This is a genomic window from Mycolicibacterium vaccae NBRC 14118 = CIP 105934 (genome assembly GCF_001552715.1).
Lineage (GTDB): Bacteria > Actinomycetota > Actinomycetes > Mycobacteriales > Mycobacteriaceae > Mycobacterium > Mycobacterium vaccae.
The window spans coordinates 1-14,568 of the sequence record NZ_BCRS01000148.1 but is presented as its reverse complement, the minus strand read 5'-3'; the positions used below and the strand labels follow the sequence as shown (position 1 = coordinate 14,568).

At 69.4% G+C, this 14,568-nt stretch carries 18 protein-coding genes and 1 tRNA gene; 11 read left to right on the top strand and 8 right to left on the bottom strand.

The window, feature by feature from the left end; genetic code table 11:
- Positions 1–290: 290 nt before the first annotated feature.
- Positions 291–998, top strand: a complete 708-nt coding sequence (gene lpqN, locus MVA01S_RS23265; RefSeq protein WP_040540931.1) for an envelope biogenesis lipoprotein LpqN — start codon at positions 291–293, stop codon at positions 996–998.
- Positions 999–1,002: 4 nt separating this feature from the next.
- On the opposite strand, the gene MVA01S_RS23260 is transcribed toward lpqN, so the two are convergent.
- Positions 1,003–1,836, bottom strand: coding sequence for a shikimate 5-dehydrogenase (locus MVA01S_RS23260; RefSeq protein WP_003929882.1), 834 nt, complete (start codon positions 1,834–1,836; stop codon positions 1,003–1,005).
- Positions 1,833–2,831 (bottom strand): acetyltransferase Pat, encoded by a 999-nt coding sequence (gene pat, locus MVA01S_RS23255; RefSeq protein WP_003929881.1) that lies wholly within the window; start codon positions 2,829–2,831, stop codon positions 1,833–1,835. The genes MVA01S_RS23260 and pat overlap by 4 nt, the downstream gene beginning before the upstream one ends.
- A gap of 125 nt (positions 2,832–2,956) precedes the next feature.
- Here pat and MVA01S_RS23250 point away from each other — a divergent pair, with 125 nt between their 5' ends.
- The 6 genes from MVA01S_RS23250 to MVA01S_RS23225 are packed head-to-tail and all read left to right on the top strand — an operon-like array spanning position 2,957 to position 6,823.
- Positions 2,957–4,078, top strand: coding sequence for a GGDEF domain-containing protein (locus MVA01S_RS23250; RefSeq protein ID WP_237024217.1), 1,122 nt, complete (start codon positions 2,957–2,959; stop codon positions 4,076–4,078).
- 22 nt (positions 4,079–4,100) lie between these two features.
- Positions 4,101–4,526 carry a cupin domain-containing protein gene (locus tag MVA01S_RS23245; protein ID WP_003929879.1) on the top strand — a complete coding sequence of 142 codons (426 nt, stop codon included), beginning with the start codon at positions 4,101–4,103 and terminating at the stop codon, positions 4,524–4,526.
- A gap of 21 nt (positions 4,527–4,547) precedes the next feature.
- Positions 4,548–4,928: a carboxymuconolactone decarboxylase family protein gene (locus tag MVA01S_RS23240; RefSeq protein ID WP_003929878.1), complete on the top strand. Its 381-nt coding sequence runs from the start codon at positions 4,548–4,550 to the stop codon at positions 4,926–4,928.
- Positions 4,925–5,824 (top strand): NAD(P)-dependent oxidoreductase, encoded by a 900-nt coding sequence (locus MVA01S_RS23235; protein WP_003929877.1) that lies wholly within the window; start codon positions 4,925–4,927, stop codon positions 5,822–5,824. The genes MVA01S_RS23240 and MVA01S_RS23235 overlap by 4 nt, the downstream gene beginning before the upstream one ends.
- A gap of 47 nt (positions 5,825–5,871) precedes the next feature.
- Complete coding sequence (locus MVA01S_RS23230; RefSeq protein WP_003929876.1) at positions 5,872–6,363, top strand: MarR family winged helix-turn-helix transcriptional regulator; 492 nt, start codon at positions 5,872–5,874, stop codon at positions 6,361–6,363.
- Positions 6,364–6,388: 25 nt separating this feature from the next.
- On the top strand, positions 6,389–6,823 hold the full coding sequence (locus MVA01S_RS23225; protein ID WP_003929875.1) for a DUF5313 domain-containing protein: 435 nt from the start codon (positions 6,389–6,391) through the stop codon (positions 6,821–6,823).
- 272 nt (positions 6,824–7,095) lie between these two features.
- Here MVA01S_RS23225 and MVA01S_RS23220 read toward each other — a convergent pair.
- The 5 genes from MVA01S_RS23220 to MVA01S_RS23200 form a co-directional block, all read right to left on the bottom strand.
- Positions 7,096–7,168: transfer RNA gene (locus MVA01S_RS23220), tRNA-Ala, on the bottom strand.
- 53 nt (positions 7,169–7,221) lie between these two features.
- Positions 7,222–8,298, bottom strand: coding sequence for a divisome protein SepX/GlpR (gene sepX / locus MVA01S_RS23215; protein WP_040540929.1), 1,077 nt, complete (start codon positions 8,296–8,298; stop codon positions 7,222–7,224).
- A 201-nt stretch (positions 8,299–8,499) separates the two neighbouring features.
- The gene (locus MVA01S_RS23210) at positions 8,500–9,153 is read right to left on the bottom strand and encodes a GNAT family N-acetyltransferase (protein ID WP_003929873.1); all 654 of its coding nucleotides are present in this window, start codon (positions 9,151–9,153) and stop codon (positions 8,500–8,502) included.
- Positions 9,154–9,172: 19 nt separating this feature from the next.
- A complete protein-coding gene (glp, locus tag MVA01S_RS23205; protein ID WP_003929872.1) occupies positions 9,173–10,453 on the bottom strand; it encodes a molybdotransferase-like divisome protein Glp in 1,281 nt (426 codons plus the stop codon).
- A gap of 72 nt (positions 10,454–10,525) precedes the next feature.
- Positions 10,526–11,449, bottom strand: coding sequence for a UTP--glucose-1-phosphate uridylyltransferase (locus tag MVA01S_RS23200; protein WP_060941710.1), 924 nt, complete (start codon positions 11,447–11,449; stop codon positions 10,526–10,528).
- Between the two features lie 66 nt (positions 11,450–11,515).
- Between MVA01S_RS23200 and MVA01S_RS23195 the strand changes: the two genes are divergently transcribed.
- The 3 genes from MVA01S_RS23195 (at position 11,516) to MVA01S_RS23185 (ending at position 13,264) form a co-directional block, all read left to right on the top strand.
- A complete protein-coding gene (locus tag MVA01S_RS23195; RefSeq protein ID WP_003930136.1) occupies positions 11,516–12,145 on the top strand; it encodes a 5-formyltetrahydrofolate cyclo-ligase in 630 nt (209 codons plus the stop codon).
- Positions 12,146–12,187: 42 nt separating this feature from the next.
- Complete coding sequence (locus MVA01S_RS30595; RefSeq protein ID WP_003930135.1) at positions 12,188–12,538, top strand: FmdB family zinc ribbon protein; 351 nt, start codon at positions 12,188–12,190, stop codon at positions 12,536–12,538.
- A gap of 72 nt (positions 12,539–12,610) precedes the next feature.
- On the top strand, positions 12,611–13,264 hold the full coding sequence (locus tag MVA01S_RS23185; protein WP_003930134.1) for an SAF domain-containing protein: 654 nt from the start codon (positions 12,611–12,613) through the stop codon (positions 13,262–13,264).
- Positions 13,265–13,339: 75 nt separating this feature from the next.
- On the opposite strand, the gene MVA01S_RS23180 is transcribed toward MVA01S_RS23185, so the two are convergent.
- Positions 13,340–13,693: a hypothetical protein gene (locus tag MVA01S_RS23180; protein ID WP_040540984.1), complete on the bottom strand. Its 354-nt coding sequence runs from the start codon at positions 13,691–13,693 to the stop codon at positions 13,340–13,342.
- A 381-nt stretch (positions 13,694–14,074) separates the two neighbouring features.
- On the opposite strand from MVA01S_RS23180, the gene mscL reads away from it, so the two are divergent.
- Positions 14,075–14,509 carry a large-conductance mechanosensitive channel protein MscL gene (gene mscL, locus MVA01S_RS23175; protein WP_040540983.1) on the top strand — a complete coding sequence of 145 codons (435 nt, stop codon included), beginning with the start codon at positions 14,075–14,077 and terminating at the stop codon, positions 14,507–14,509.
- Positions 14,510–14,568 lie beyond the last annotated feature (59 nt).

The following is a 14,568-nucleotide window of genomic DNA, read 5'->3' as shown; positions in this document are numbered from 1 at the left end:
GGGCGCGGCGGGCCTGCGGCGCCACGCAGATACGCGCGAAAAAATGAGGACTCCGGACGGGCGAACGACGCCACCGATCGCCGGGTCCGCGTAAGTCGGGACGGTACAGGCAACTTGGCGCGCCACAGGCCCCACAAGAACGGTTTGGGCAAACCGTCCAGAAGTACGCCCAGCAAATTGGCTAGCCTTGTCCCTGAAAACCCCCGTCGTCCCTCGATATGCTGCGCTGCGATCCGGCCTTCGTCGCGCACCGACCGTGTCGACACAGTGGCCGGCGAACAGGAGACGACATGACCAACGCAATGCGGGCCGGCGTCACCGCGATCGCCGCCGTCGCACTCGGGATCGGACTGGCCGCCTGCGGTTCGGACAACTCGGGCGAGGATTCGAAGAACGACGCGGGCTCGGCCACCTCGGAGACCTCCGCGTCCGGCACTCAGGACCCGGCGGCGCCGTCCCCGACGCCGGCAGCGGGCCCGGGCAAGACGCTCGCGCAGTACATCGAGGAGAGCGGCCTCACCGAGACCCCGGTGATGCGCGGGGAGCCGGGCGCACCGACGATCAACCTGCCGCTGCCCACCGGGTGGGAGCCGGCCGGTCCGCGCGCGCCGCAGGGCGCCTACGACGCCATCATCTACACCGCCGATCCGACCGCGCCCAACCCGCCGACGATCGTCGCGTTCGTCTCGAAGCTCACCGGCGACGCCGACCCGGCCAAGGTCATCGAGTACGCCCCGAACGAGGTGCGCAACCTGCCCGGCTATCAGGGCGCCGACAAGGGCGAGCCGAGCAACCTCGGCGGGTTCGACGCCACCCAGATCGGCGGCTTCTACACCAAGGACGGCATCAACCACATGGTGGCGCAGAAGACCGTCGTGGTTCCCGGTCAGGACGGCCTCTTCGTGATCAAGTTGACCGCAGACGGCACCGAGGACCAGGCCTACCCGCTGATGGAGGCGACCGCGGCCATCGACGACCAGACCACCATCGTCCCCTGACCCGTCAGGCTCGCGACAGCTGTGAGGCCTCGGCGATCTGCTCGGGGCTCGGACGCACCCCGGTGTAGCGCTCGAACTGTTCGGCGGCCTGCAGCGCGATCACCTGCGCGCCGGTGATGACCTGCTTCGCCGCGGCCCTGGCCGCGGCGATCAGCGGGGTCTCCGACGGCAGCGCCACCACGTCGAAGACGGTGTCGGCGGCGCCGATCGCCGCCTGCCCGAAGGCGAGTTCGTGCTCCTCGGGCCCGCCCGCCATCCCGATCGGGGTGACGTTGACCAGGATCGGCGCGGTCACCGAGTCGACGTCGGCGGTGTAGCTGTAGCCGAGACGCCCGGCCAGCGCCTCGCCGGACGACCGGTTGCGGGCGGCGACGACACCGGTGGTGAAGCCGGCGTCGACGAACGCCGCGCCCACCGCCCTGGCCATGCCGCCGCTCCCCCGGATCACGACCGGGTCGCCCGGGTCGAGCGCGTACCGGGCGATGAGTTGGCGCACCGCAAGGTAATCGGTGTTGGCTGCGGTCAGCCGGCCGCCGGGCACCGACGTGTCGTTGACGATGGTGTTCACCGATTCGATGGCTTGGGCCGAGGGCTCGACGACGTCGACCAGCGCGAGCACGTCCTGCTTGAAGGGCATGGAGACCGAGCAGCCGCGGATGCCGAGCGCGCGCACCCCGCCGATGGCCGCGGCGATGTCGGTGGTGGTGAACGCTTTGTAGAGGAAATCCAGACCCAGCACGTCGTAGAGGTGGTTGTGGAACGTCGTGCCGATGTTGCTCGGCCGGCCGGCCAGCGAGATGCAGACCGTGGTGTCCTTCGACAGCGGGGGACGCGTCATCCGGCGGCCCGGATCACCTGCCGGGCCACCGCGCGGATCTGGCCGACGAGTTCGTCGTCGAGCGGCAGGTCCTCGGCCTTCGGCACGGGGATCTCGGTGACCACCACGTTGAGGTCGTCGCGGTGCCACGTGGCGCCGTAGCGGTTGAGGATCGAGCGCATCGCGTAGTTGTCGGCCAGGACCCGGGCGGTGAACCGCTGCACCCCGTCGTAACCGGCGGCCACCGAGATCGCGCTCATCAGGAACGAGCCCAGACCCCGGCCCTGGTAGGCGTCACCGACGATGAACGCGATCTCGGCCTCCTCGGGGGTGTGCACGTCGCGGACGAACCGCACGTCGGCGACCACCGGCCCGTCCGGACCCTCGGTCAGCACGAAGACGAAGTGGTCCTGGTAGTCGACCTCGAACAGGTAGGCCAACAACGACTTCGTCGGCGCCCGCATCGACTGGAAGCGCCGGTAGAGCGTCTCCCGGGAGAACTCGACGGGACCGGCGGCGGTGCGCTCGACGTCGCCGGGCAGCACCGGACGCAGATAGAGCACCGTGCCGTCGCGCATCGTGACCGGGATGGGCGTGACGAACGCGGCGATCCGCTGCCGCGCCGTGCGCACCAGCCGGTTCATCACCCCGGGCACTTCGAGCATGGTGGCGAACGCCTCACGGCCCCCGACCCAGCCGGTCAGCGGTTCGGTGGCCACCACCGTCGCGGTCCTCGGCACGTCCCGCAGCAGCGCGATCTCACCGACGATCAGCCCGGGCTCGACGTCCACCACCGTCAGGTGGCCGTCCTCGCCGGTGTGCGTGACCTCGGCGCAGCCCGATTCGATCAGCAGGAACGACACCGCCTCTTCGCCCTGCTGCATCAGCACCTGGCCGGCAGCGGCGGCCAGTGGGCGCAGCTGAGCGGCCAGCGGCACCAACGCCTCCACGCCGATACCGTCGAAGATGGTCAGCGCGGCCAGGTCATCGGCTCGCACGGAGGTCAGGCCGGACACAGACACGAGGCTACGGGCGCGCGGGAAGAACGGGCAAGGATACGGCCGGACCACGGCAAACCGCTGGTGTGAGTTGTATCGCGATCGGGCCGATCGGCACCCGGGGTACCCGGGTGCACTGTTGGATGACCGACAAGTCAACGGCGACGAAATGGTGTGTGATGCAACGGGACCAGCGGCGTGCTGACCACTACGAGTGGTTCAGCGGGTTCCTCGCGGCCCGTGGCGCGGCGCGCCCGGTGCGCCTGCTGGTGGCCGGCACGGCGGTGTCGATGGCCGCGGCGCTGCTGGTCCTGCTGACCGGCGCGGGCGGACCGCAGGGGCAGGCTGAACGGGCGATGCTGTTGCTCGCGGTCGGCGGTGGCGTGGCCGGCACCCTGCTGTGGCTGTGGCGGTGGCCCACCCGGACACAGTCGAGCGCGTTCACCATGGTGACCGCGCTGTCGATCGCGTTGGCCTGTGTGGGTTATCCGGACCCGCTGGCAGGGCTGCTCGGCTGCATCGCGTTCGCGACCATCGGGGCCTATGCGGCGTTCTTCCATTCGACGCGGATGGTGTTGGGCATCGTGGTGTTCGCCGCCGCAGTGGCGTTCAGTCGCGCCGTGATGCTGGCCGGCGACGGGCGGACCGCGTTGGCCGCCGTCGATTTCTTCCTTGTGGTGCAAGCCAATATCGCGATGCCCGTCGCGATCCACACGCTGCTGCGGGCGTTGCGCGGTGACCTGGTCGACGCCGACCTCGACCCGTTGACCGGGCTGCTGAACCGGCGCGCGTTCCGCAGACTCACGCTGAACATGTTCGACACCGGGCGCGGCGACGGTTATCTGCTGGTGGCGCTTCTCGACCTCGACGACTTCAAAGGTGTCAACGACGCGCACGGGCACCTGGTGGGAGACCAGATGCTGGTGGCGGTGGCCGACGCGCTACGGGCCGCCGCCACACCAACGGCGGTGATCGCCCGCAGCGGCGGCGAGGAGTTCCTGATCGCCGACGTGGTGCCCTCGGCTGACGCTGTGACCTCCTGTCAGCAGGTCTGCGACGCCATCGCCGGTCTGCGTTCGCCGGCCGTCGTCACCGCGAGCGCGGGCACCGCCGTCGCCGCGCTGAGCGACCTGCCCGCCGACGCCCGTGACGACCTCGTCGACAACCTCCTCACCGCCGCGGACGCGGCGATGTACCGCGCAAAACGCAACGGCGGCAACCAATGTCACCATCACGGCGTCTGGTCCTCAGCAGGGCCATCGTGAGGTTCTCAGGAAGCGAGGAAATGTGCGTACGTTGATCACCGGAGTCGATGCCGAGGGCCGGTCCTGCGTCGTCAGCGACGACCCGTTGACGCTGGACCAGTTGGCGCCGGGTTTCGCGATGGGCATTCCGTTCGCGACGTCGGCGAGCCCGCCGCCGTCGCGGCCCGCGGGCAGCGCACCGCTGATCGATCAGGGCATCGCGCCGGGACTGGTCCGCTGGATGGTCGTCGACCTGGGGCCCGACTCCGAGACGCCGATGCACCACACCGACACCCTGGACTTGGAGACGGTGGTCTCGGGCAGCGTCGACCTCGTCCTCGACGACGGGGCGCACCCGCTGCAGCCGGGCGATCTGGTGGTGCTCACCGGCGTGGACCACGCGTGGCGGGCCGGGCCGGACGGCTGCCGCCTCAGCGCCGTGCTGATCGGCACGCCGCCACCCGCCTGACCGGCCGGAACGGAGCCAACGATGGATCGCGATACCTACGAGAAGGGCCGGGAGATCCGCACCGCGGTGCTCGGCAAGGAGTACGTGCAGCGCGCGGCGGCCAACGCCGACGAATTCTCCCAGCCGCTGCAGGATCTGGTCACCGAGTACTGCTGGGGTGCGGTCTGGGGACGCGAAGGGCTGTCGCTCAAGACACGCAGCATGCTGAACCTGGCGATGCTCGCGGCGCTCAACCGGCCGCAGGAACTGGCCACCCACATCAGGGGTGCGCTGAGCAACGGTGTCACGCCCGACGAGATCCGGGAGATCTTCCTGCAGGTCGGTGTGTACGCGGGCATCCCCGCCGCCGTCGACAGCTTCCGGGTGGCCAAGGCCGCGTTCGCCGAACTCGAAGAAGGGTGAGCACCATCGCGATCGGACCGGCCATCGGATTCGTCGGCCTGGGGAACATGGGCTTTCCCGTCATGCGCCGACTGGTCGAGGCCGGACACCGGCTGGTGGTGTTCGACACCCGCGCGGAGGTGGTCGCGCAGGCGGTGAGCCTCGGCGCCGAGGCCGGCGCGTCGGCGCGCGATGTCGCCGACCGCGCCGAGACGGTGCTGGCGAGCCTGCCGACCCCGCAGGTGTCGAACCAGGTCGCCGCCGAGGTGGCCGCGGGCACGGCGGTGCGCCGGTTCGTCGATCTGTCGACCGTGGGACAGCAGGCCGCACAACGCAATCGGGATACGCTCGGCGCCAACGGCATCGCCGCACTGGACAGCCCGGTCAGCGGCGGGGTGCACGGCGCCGAAGCCGGCACCCTGGCCGTGATGGTGTCGGGACCGCGTCGCGAATTCGATTATCTGGAACCGCTTTTCGCGGTGATCGGGCGGGCGATCTTCGTGTCCGAGCATCCGGGCGCGGCGCAGACGATGAAGCTGATCAACAACCTGATGGCCGCGACGACGCTGGCCGCCACCGCGGAGGTGGTGGTGATGGGTGTCAAGGCGGGCCTGGACCCCCAGGTGATGATCGACGTGCTCAACGCCGGCTCGGGGGGCACCCACGCCAGCCGCGACAAGTTCCCGCGGGCCGTACTGCCCCGTACCTTCGACTATGGCTTCGCCACCGGACTGATGACCAAGGATGTGCTGCTGTACCTGGACGAGGCGCGCGCGGTGGGAACGCCGGTCGCGTTGGCGGAGTCGGTGGCACGGGTGTGGGAGCAGACCGAGGAGCAGGAGGGACCCGGGTCGGACTTCACGTCGGTGGTCAAGCCGTTGGAGCGCGACGCCGGGGTGACGATCGGTCCGACGTGACCCACGCGATATTGCTAGTGCACTAATTATTAGGCCACTATGTAGCTATGTCCGCACCCGCCGCCCAGGAGCTCGACCCGCTGGCCCTGGAGCGGCAGGTCTGTTTCGCGCTGGCGGTCACCAACCGGGCGGTGCTGGCGGTCTACCGGCCGCTGCTCGAACCGCTGGGGCTGACGCACCCGCAGTATCTGGTGATGCTGTCACTGTGGGATCACCAGAAGAAGTCCCCCGGACCGTCGTCACCGCTGTCGGTCAAGCAGATCGCCACCGCCCTGCAGATGGACTCGGCCACGCTGTCCCCGATGCTCAAACGGCTGGAGGCGATCGGACTGATCACCCGGGCCCGCAACGCCGCCGACGAGCGCTCCACCGACATCCGGCTCACCGAGGCCGGCGTCGCGCTGCGCGAGCGGGCGCTGGACATCCCGCCGACCGTGGTGGCACAACTGGGCGTGGACCTGACCGAACTCGAGCACCTGCACGAAGTCCTGACCCGCATCAACTCGGCTGCGCTGGCCGCCGGCGCGCTGCAGTCTTGAACCCGCAACGCAAAGGAGGCCGCCGATGACCGTCGACGAACCGCAAGGAACCGAGAAACCGACGATGTGGCAGTACCTCACGTACTGCTACGGGCGAAGACTGCCGAAGTCGATGGACCGGTGGGTCGCCGAGGACCTGGCCGGCCAGGGCGCCGTCCGCAGGCACATGATCCGCTACGCCATCCCCCCGCTGTTCGTTCTCGCGCCGCTGTGGCTGCTGCCCGCGTCGGTCTACATGCGCATCGAGATGACGGTGCCGATCTACATCTGGGCCCTGCTGATGGCGTTGGCGCTGAACAAGGTGTGGCGCAGGCACCGGTTGGCCACGCACGGGCTGGACCCGAATCTGGTCGACGTGATCAAGCGCAAGAAGGACGCCCACATCCACGAGGACTACATCCGCAGATTCGGGCCGCGGCCCGACGATGCCCAGTCGCAATCCAACAGCAGCCCGTTCTGACGGGTTTGTCGGCGGCGGCCCCGGGTAAGCCTGCCGGAGCGGAGGACCATAAAGCGGCTGGTTGCGCTCGGTCCTCCGTGAGGCGGTCGCTTGGGGTAACCACCGATGTTGAGACAGCAGCATCGGGCTGGGCGGTCGCCGCACAAGGAACGCGCCTCGCCCCGGGTCCAGGCGGTCTGCCGCAGCCGGTTCAGCCCGGGTTGCCGCGGCGATCACCACCGCCGGAAAAAGGAACAGGGTCCACCGAAGTGGACCCTGACCGCCGAACTCTGTGGAGCTAAGGGGAATCGAACCCCTGACCTTCTCGATGCGAACGAGACGCGCTACCAACTGCGCTATAGCCCCTGGTGCCGGTACAGGTTATCAGCCACCGGTCACCGGCCGAAATCGCGAGGTCGTTACTGCCCCGCAGCCCGCGGAAGATCGTAGTGACGCGAGAACGGCACGTACTCCAGGTGCTCGAACTCGGGGTCCTCGTCGTCGATCTCCAGCACGGCGGCACCGGGCCTGCGCAGGCGTGACGGGGTGAGGTCGAACTCCGGGTCGCTGGTGTTCTCGACGCCCAGGCGCGACCTGGCCATCCGCTGGGCGCGACGACGGCGCAACTGCTCCTCGATACGGGTCTGGCGCCGCAGGTAGGCCAGGTAGAGCGCGGTGACCGTGCCGACGGCCCCGCAGGCCCACCACATCGACGGCGACCACGTGTACGCCGCGACGGCGCTGGTCAGTAGCAGCACCGCCATCACGGCGATGGTGCGGGCGCGGAACCGGTACTTGCGGGCCGAGACCGCGGCCGCGGTCGTCGACTCGCGGCGCCTGCGCCGTGCCTCGCTGATCGAGTCCGCCATCCGGCGGTCGTCCTCGGTCGCCGCCTCGGGCTCGGCCGCTTCCTCGTCGTACTCGTCCTCGTCGTACTCGTCCTCGTCGTACTCGTACTCGTCGTCGGCCACCGAGTAGACGCCGGTGTCCGCTGAAGGGTCGCGCGGGTCGCGTTCGTCGTCCTCGGCAGACGGCGGGGCCGGAGCCTCGGCCACGTCCTCGTCCGCACCGGGGTCGTCGTAGTCCGCGGTGACTTCCTCGAGCTCGGCTTCAGCGTCGGCTTCGGCGGTCACCGGCTCGGCTTCGCCCGCGGGCAGCGCGCCGGAATCCTCGACGACGTCCACGTCGAGGTAGTCCGGCTCCGCGGCGTCCTCGACGTCGGCCGCGACCCGCACCATCGTGGTGGTGGGGGCGGCACCCTCGAGGTCCGCGGACTCTTCGGACGGTCGCCAGTCGGGGTCGCTGCGGTGCCCCGCCGCGGGTCCTCCGCGCCGGCGCAGCCGTGCGCCGGCGCCGCTGTTGAGCACGCGGGTGGCCAGCGCGACGTCGCTGGTGCGGCGGACCGCGTCACGCTTGCTGATCAACATCGGAACAAGCACGAAGAGCCAAAGCACAACGAGCGAGATCCAAAGAAGAGATTGGGGGATGCTTGGCATGTCGCCTGCTCCTTTCCCCATCAGGCTAGGTCTGTGACCAGCGCATCCGTGGGCGGCGCGCCGAGCCAATTACACACCTGTAATTCGCGGGATACAAGCACCAATAGTCACATGTGTCACATCAGTAACAATGAGCCGTAATAAGCGGGCGGCAATAACGCCTTTGCGCGCCCGTTTGTAAGGGTCGGCGAGGTGCCGGCCTCAGGCCCAGGACGCGCGGCCCGAGCGCACCAGCGCGGCGGCAACGGGCCCGTTCAACTCCTCGACGGTCAATGCCACCAGCAGGTGGTCCCGCCACCCGCCGTCGACGTCGAGATAGCGCTTCAGCAGCCCTTCCTCCCGGAAGCCCGCCTTTGCCAGCACTGCACGGCTGGCCCCGTTCTCCGGCCGCACAGTGGCCTCCACGCGATGCAACATGACCGGCCCGAAGCAGTGGTCGAGCCCCAGCGCCAGCGCCGCGGTGGCCACCCCGCCACCGATCGACGCGCTGGCCACCCAGTAACCGATCCACGCCGACCGCAGCGCGCCGTGGGTGACGTTCCCGATCGTCAACTGCCCGGCCAACTGGCCATCCAGCTCGATCACGTACGGCAGCATGCGACCCTTGCGGGCCTCCGAGCGCAGGCCCGAGCACACCGAGGGCCACGACGAAACAGCGTGTCGCACTTCCCAATCCAGCTCGGCTGTCGGCTCCCACGGTTCGAGGTGCGCGCGGTCGGCCAACCGGATCCTGCTCCACTGCGCGGCGTCACGCAGCCGCACCGGACGCAGCCTGACCACGCCGGCGGGCACCCGGAGCGGACCGGCCGACAGTGGCCAGCCCGGATGTTGCGAGCTGGAACTCAACAGGTTCATCACCGCGGCGGTCTCGCGTTCACCCGCGTTGGGCCAGGAATGCGACGTCCACGATCTCCCCAGTGCGGATCTGCTCCGCCTCGGTGGGAACGACGACCAGACAGTTTGCCTCGGCAAGCGTTGCGAGCAGGTGCGAGGACGCGCCGGGCGCCCCGCCGAGCGCCTGCACCAGGTACTCGCCGGTGTCCTGATCGCGCATCAGCTGCCCGCGCAGGAAGCCCTTGCGGCCGGCGACCGACTCGATCGGCGACAGCGCGCGGGCCGGCACGATGCGCCGCGTCGCCTGTCGCTTGCCCAGCGAGAGCCGGATCAGCGGACGCACCATCACCTCGAACACGACCAGCGCGCTGACCGGGTTGGCGGGCAGCAGGAAGACCGGGACACCGTCGGGCCCGAGCTGACCGAACCCCTGCACGGACCCCGGGTGCATCGCGATCCGGGTGACCTCCATCTCGCCGAGCTCGGCCAGCACCGCCCGCACCCCTTCCGCGGCGGCCCCGCCGACGGCTCCGGCGATCACCACCGCCTCGGAGCGGCTTAGCTGCCCCTCCACCACTTCGCGCAGCTTCTTGGGATCGGTGGGGACGATGCCGACCCGGTTGACCTCGGCGCCGGCGTCCCGGCCTGCGGCGGCCAGCGCGTAGGAATTCACGTCGTAGACCTGCCCGTTGCCCGGCGTGCGCGAGATGTCGACCAGTTCACCGCCGACCGACAGCACCGACAGCCGTGGCCGCGGATGCACCAGCACCCGCTCGCGCCCGACCGCGGCGAGCAAACCCACCTGGGCGGGGCCGATGATCGCACCGGCGCGCACCGCCACGTCACCGGGTTGCACGTCGTCGCCGGTGCGACGCACGTACGCACCCGAACGCACCCCGCGCAGCACCCGGACCCGCGAGTCGCCGCCGTCGGTCCACCGCAGCGGCAGCACCGCATCTGCGAGGGTCGGCATCGGGGCGCCGGTCTGCACCCGGGCCGCCTGCCGGGGCTGCAACCGGCTCGGCGTACGGGCACCGGCCTCGATCAGGCCCATCACCGGCAAACTGATCTCCCGCGGCCGGCCCTCGTCACGGTCGGCGTCAGCGTCGTCGGGGTCGACTGACCCGCCGATGCCGAGGACGTCGACACTGCGCACCGCATAGCCGTCGATCGCGGCCTGGTCGAACCCGGGCAGCGGACGCTCGGTGACCACCTCCTCGGCGCACATCAGCCCCTGGGCTTCGGCGATCGCGACGCGCACCGGCCGCGGCGCCACCGCCGCAGCAGCTACCCGGGCTTGTTGCTCCTCCACCGAACGCACGGCACGCCTTTCTCACGTTGCACGGGCTGACGTCGACCGATCGGCCCGCGGATGCGCTCGAGAGTGCAGCCGCTACGGCTCGGACGTCGTCGGAGCGAGACCCAGCCGCTCGACCAACCACCGGCGCAATTCCGGCCCGTAGTCGTCCCGCTCCAACGCAAAGTCAACCGCAGCCTTCAGGTAGCCCCCGGGATTTCCCAGGTCGTGTCGAGATCCGCGGTGGACGACGACGTGGACGGGATGGCCCTCCTCGATCAGCAGCGCGATCGCGTCGGTGAGTTGCAGCTCTCCCCCGGCGCCGCGCGGGATGCGTCGCAGCGCGTCGAAGATCGCCCGGTCCAGCACGTAGCGGCCGGCCGCGGCGAACAGCGACGGCGCATCCTCAGCCTTGGGCTTCTCGACCATGCCCTTGACCTTGAGCACGTTCGGGTTCGCGGCGTCGGGGAGTTCCTCGACGTCGAACACGCCGTAGGCGCTGATGTCCTCGCGGTCCACCTCGATCGCGCAGAGCACCGTGCCGCCGCGCTTGGCACGCACCTTCGACATGATCTCCAACACACCGGTGGGCAGCACCAGGTCGTCGGGCAGCAGTACCGCGACCGCGTCCTCGTCAGGCGACAGGCTGGCCTCGACGCAGCCGATGGCGTGACCGAGACCGAGCGGCTCGGCCTGGACCACCGACTCCACCTTGATCAGCGCGGGCGCGCGTCGCACCTTCTCCAGCATGGCGTTCTTGCCGCGGGCCTCCAGCGTGCCCTCCAGCACCAGGTCCTCGACGAAATGCGCGACGACGCCGTCCTTGCCCTCGGAGGTGATGATCACCAGTCGCTCGGCGCCGGCTTCGGCGGCCTCGGCCGCAACCAGTTCGATCCCGGGCGTGTCGACGACCGGCAGCAACTCCTTGGGCACCGTCTTGGTGGCGGGGAGAAAACGCGTTCCCAACCCCGCTGCGGGGACGATCGCAGTGCGCGGAATGGCAACTTCAGGCCGTTTCATCGTTCACACACTAACCTCTCTGAGTCGGTAGTTCTTTCCTTACCCCGTCGTCAAGAGGACTAGTCGGTGCCGGTCACCAAATCACACCTGCGCGCCGAAATCCTCAGCGCCCGTCGGTCATTGACTCAGCAAATTCATGATCGGGAGGCGGCGCTGCTGGCCCGCCATCTGGACGCGTTGGCGTCGCCCGGAGCGGTGGTGTGCGCGTACATCCCGGTTGGTACGGAGCCGGGATCGGTCGCCATGGTCGACGATCTGGCCCGACGGGGCTGCACCGTGCTACTTCCGGTGGCGCGCGAGGACGAGAACGGCACTCCCCGCCCGCTGCAGTGGGGCCGGCACGTACCCGGCGCTCTGGTCGCGGCACCGTTCGGGCTCCGCGAACCACCGCCGCCCTGGCTACCCGCCGAGCAGGTACGCGATGCGGCCACGGTGCTCGTCCCCGCCCTGGCGGTCGACCGAGACGGCGCACGGCTGGGGCGCGGCGCCGGCTATTACGACCGGACCCTGTCACTGGCCGCGGCCCGGACGATGTTGGTGGCGGTGGTGCGCGACGACGAACTCGTCGACCACCTGCCCAGCGAGCCGCACGACGTGCGGATGACCCACGCGCTGACACCCCAGCAGGGGTTGCTGGCGCTGGGCCGGGGCGGTCCCGCGGAATGCCGCGGGCCAGGTGGCGGTTCTAGCACTTGAACTTGTAGAGTGCTAAGAAGTTTGACCATCTCGGAGGTTTGAGTGCCCACCTATTCTTATGCGTGCACCGATTGCCACAACAAGTTCGACGTGGTGCAGGCGTTCACCGACGATTCGCTGACTGAATGCCCGCAGTGCCACGGCCGGTTGCGCAAGATCTTCGGCAAGGTCGGCGTGGTCTTCAAGGGCAGCGGCTTCTACCGCACCGACAGCCGGGAGGCCGGCAAGAGTTCCGGTGGCGGCAGTTCCGCGAACGGTGCATCGTCGTCGGAGAAGTCGTCGTCGGAGAAGTCCTCCTCGTCGGAGAAGTCTTCGTCGTCGGACACGTCGTCCTCGTCCAGCAGTTCTTCGTCGAGCAGCTCGTCCACCCAGGCGGCCACCGCGTCCAGCTGACGCGCCGCGGGTTATCCACAGCGGCAGCGATCACTGCTGCCGCACACCGTCGGCGCTCGTTAGCGTCGATCCATGGGACATCCGCTGGACCGGTCGGCACTCGACCGGCTGAGCCGTGCGCTGCGCCCCGACTGGACGCGCACCCCGGCTGCCAGAAGAGTGCTCGCCGGCGCGCTGGTGCTGTTGGCGGCTGCGGCCGCGTGGCGGGGTGATCCCGGCGCGGACATGTCCGACGTGGTGGTGACAGCACACGACCTCAGCCCAGGCACCGCGATCACCGCGGCCGACCTGCGGATCGACCGCCGCGCGGTGTCCTCGGTCCCCGAGGGCGCGCACACGGCGGTCGACGCGGTGATCGGTACGACACTCGCCGGCCCGGCCCGCCGCGGCGAGATCCTCACCGATGTGCGACTGCTCGGCCCGCGACTGGCCGAGTCCGCCGCCGGGCCCGACGCGCGGATCGTGCCGATCCCGCTGGCCGATGCGGCGTTGACCGATCTCGTCCGGACCGGGGACGTCGTCGATGTGGTGGCCGCGCCGGCCGACGAGGCCGCCGAACCTCGGGTGATCGCGACCGACGCGGTGGTGGTGCTGATCTCGGCGAAGGACAGCGGCATCGGGGCGCGCGGTTCGGGCCGGGTCGTGCTCGTCGCGCTGCCCGCCGCGGCGGCGAAGTCCGTCGCCGGGGCGGCCCTGGTCTCTGCGGTGACGTTGACCCTGCACTGAAACCGACCCTGCGCTGAAACGACAATTGCCGCCCCCGGACGCGGTCCGGGGGCGGCAATTACAGGTCGGGTCAGATCACCAGTCGCCGATACCGGGACCGACGGGGTAGGCACCCTCGAACGCGGAGGCGGTGGAGCCCACGACTGCCTTGGTCGTGTCGCGCACCTCGCCGAACGCGTTGATCGTGCCGGCGTCGGCGACCCGCGACTCGGAGATGCCGCGAGCGACGCCGAAGTCGTTGATGCGGACGACCGCGAACTCGCTGGCCTGTCGGCTGGAGACCGTCGGGCCCGGGCCCACCTCGTTGACGTCGGCGCCGGCCGTCCCGGCGCCAAGTCCGGCGAAGGCTGTGGCCACGGCGAACGAGCCCAGGCTCAGAACACCCAGCTTCTTCGAACTGCGGGTAGCCGCTTTGGCGTGCTTGGCCATCAGCATTCCTCTTTAGGTATGAAGGACATCGAGTGTCCTCGTGGCGTTGTTCAGGCTTGCACAGCGTAGCAGTCGGAACGCCCGTTCGCGCCCCGAGTAGAAGGGGAAATTTTCGGCCGATCGTCGCAGGTCCGCGCGGGTTTCCCGGGGGTTCTCGCGGCGTTCACAGCCGCCGGTGGGCCGGCATGCTCCCGCCGCCCCGACGGCGTCTGGCCGGCGACGAATTCGACTCTGCGCCAACATAATTCGCCATACGGCAGCCCACCGGGCTGCCCGACGGCCCCTTCTTGGGCATTTTCCCAGGTCCGCCCCGTGCGGACGGTGGGGGCGTAAATTCCGGTGAGGGGCTCACAAAACGAGAGCGAAAGGGGTGTGACCTTCATGTTGAAGGGATTCAAGGAGTTCATTGCGCGGGGAAATGTCATCGACCTCGCGGTCGCGGTCGTCATCGGCGCCGCGTTCACCGGACTGGTGACGGCATTCACCGAGAACGTGATCCAACCACTCATCGATCGGATCGGCGCGGGCCCTGACACCGAGTACGGCATCCTGCGAATCCCGTTGGGCGGCGACCAGTTCGTCGACCTGAACGCAGTGCTGTCGGCGGCCATCAACTTTCTCATCGTGGCCGCGGTCATCTACTTCGTGATCGTGCTGCCGTTCAAGAAGATCAAGGAACGCGACAAGAAGGTGGAATCCACCGAGACCGAACTGACCCTGCTGACCGAGATCCGTGATCTGCTGCGCGACACCGCCGCCGACGGCGGGGACGGAAAGCACGTGAGCAGGGAGGCGCAGAACCACTCCGAGGAATAGCGCACCTTTCGGGAGAAACGAAATGGCCCCCGGCGAATGCCGGGGGCCATCTCTGTGAA

Excerpts from the sequence above, each read along its gene's own strand:
- lpqN (WP_040540931.1), top strand. The coding sequence starts at position 291 with ATGACCAACGCAATGCGGGCCGGCGTCACCGCGATCGCCGCCGTCGCA.
- MVA01S_RS23260 (WP_003929882.1), bottom strand. The coding sequence starts at position 1,836 with ATGACGCGTCCCCCGCTGTCGAAGGACACCACGGTCTGCATCTCGCTG.
- MVA01S_RS23250 (WP_237024217.1), top strand. The coding sequence starts at position 2,957 with ATGACCGACAAGTCAACGGCGACGAAATGGTGTGTGATGCAACGGGAC.
- MVA01S_RS23240 (WP_003929878.1), top strand. The coding sequence starts at position 4,548 with ATGGATCGCGATACCTACGAGAAGGGCCGGGAGATCCGCACCGCGGTG.
- MVA01S_RS23230 (WP_003929876.1), top strand. The coding sequence starts at position 5,872 with ATGTCCGCACCCGCCGCCCAGGAGCTCGACCCGCTGGCCCTGGAGCGG.
- MVA01S_RS23225 (WP_003929875.1), top strand. The coding sequence starts at position 6,389 with ATGACCGTCGACGAACCGCAAGGAACCGAGAAACCGACGATGTGGCAG.
- sepX (WP_040540929.1), bottom strand. The coding sequence starts at position 8,298 with ATGCCAAGCATCCCCCAATCTCTTCTTTGGATCTCGCTCGTTGTGCTT.
- MVA01S_RS23210 (WP_003929873.1), bottom strand. The coding sequence starts at position 9,153 with ATGAACCTGTTGAGTTCCAGCTCGCAACATCCGGGCTGGCCACTGTCG.
- MVA01S_RS23200 (WP_060941710.1), bottom strand. The coding sequence starts at position 11,449 with ATGAAACGGCCTGAAGTTGCCATTCCGCGCACTGCGATCGTCCCCGCA.
- MVA01S_RS23185 (WP_003930134.1), top strand. The coding sequence starts at position 12,611 with ATGGGACATCCGCTGGACCGGTCGGCACTCGACCGGCTGAGCCGTGCG.
- MVA01S_RS23180 (WP_040540984.1), bottom strand. The coding sequence starts at position 13,693 with ATGGCCAAGCACGCCAAAGCGGCTACCCGCAGTTCGAAGAAGCTGGGT.
- mscL (WP_040540983.1), top strand. The coding sequence starts at position 14,075 with ATGTTGAAGGGATTCAAGGAGTTCATTGCGCGGGGAAATGTCATCGAC.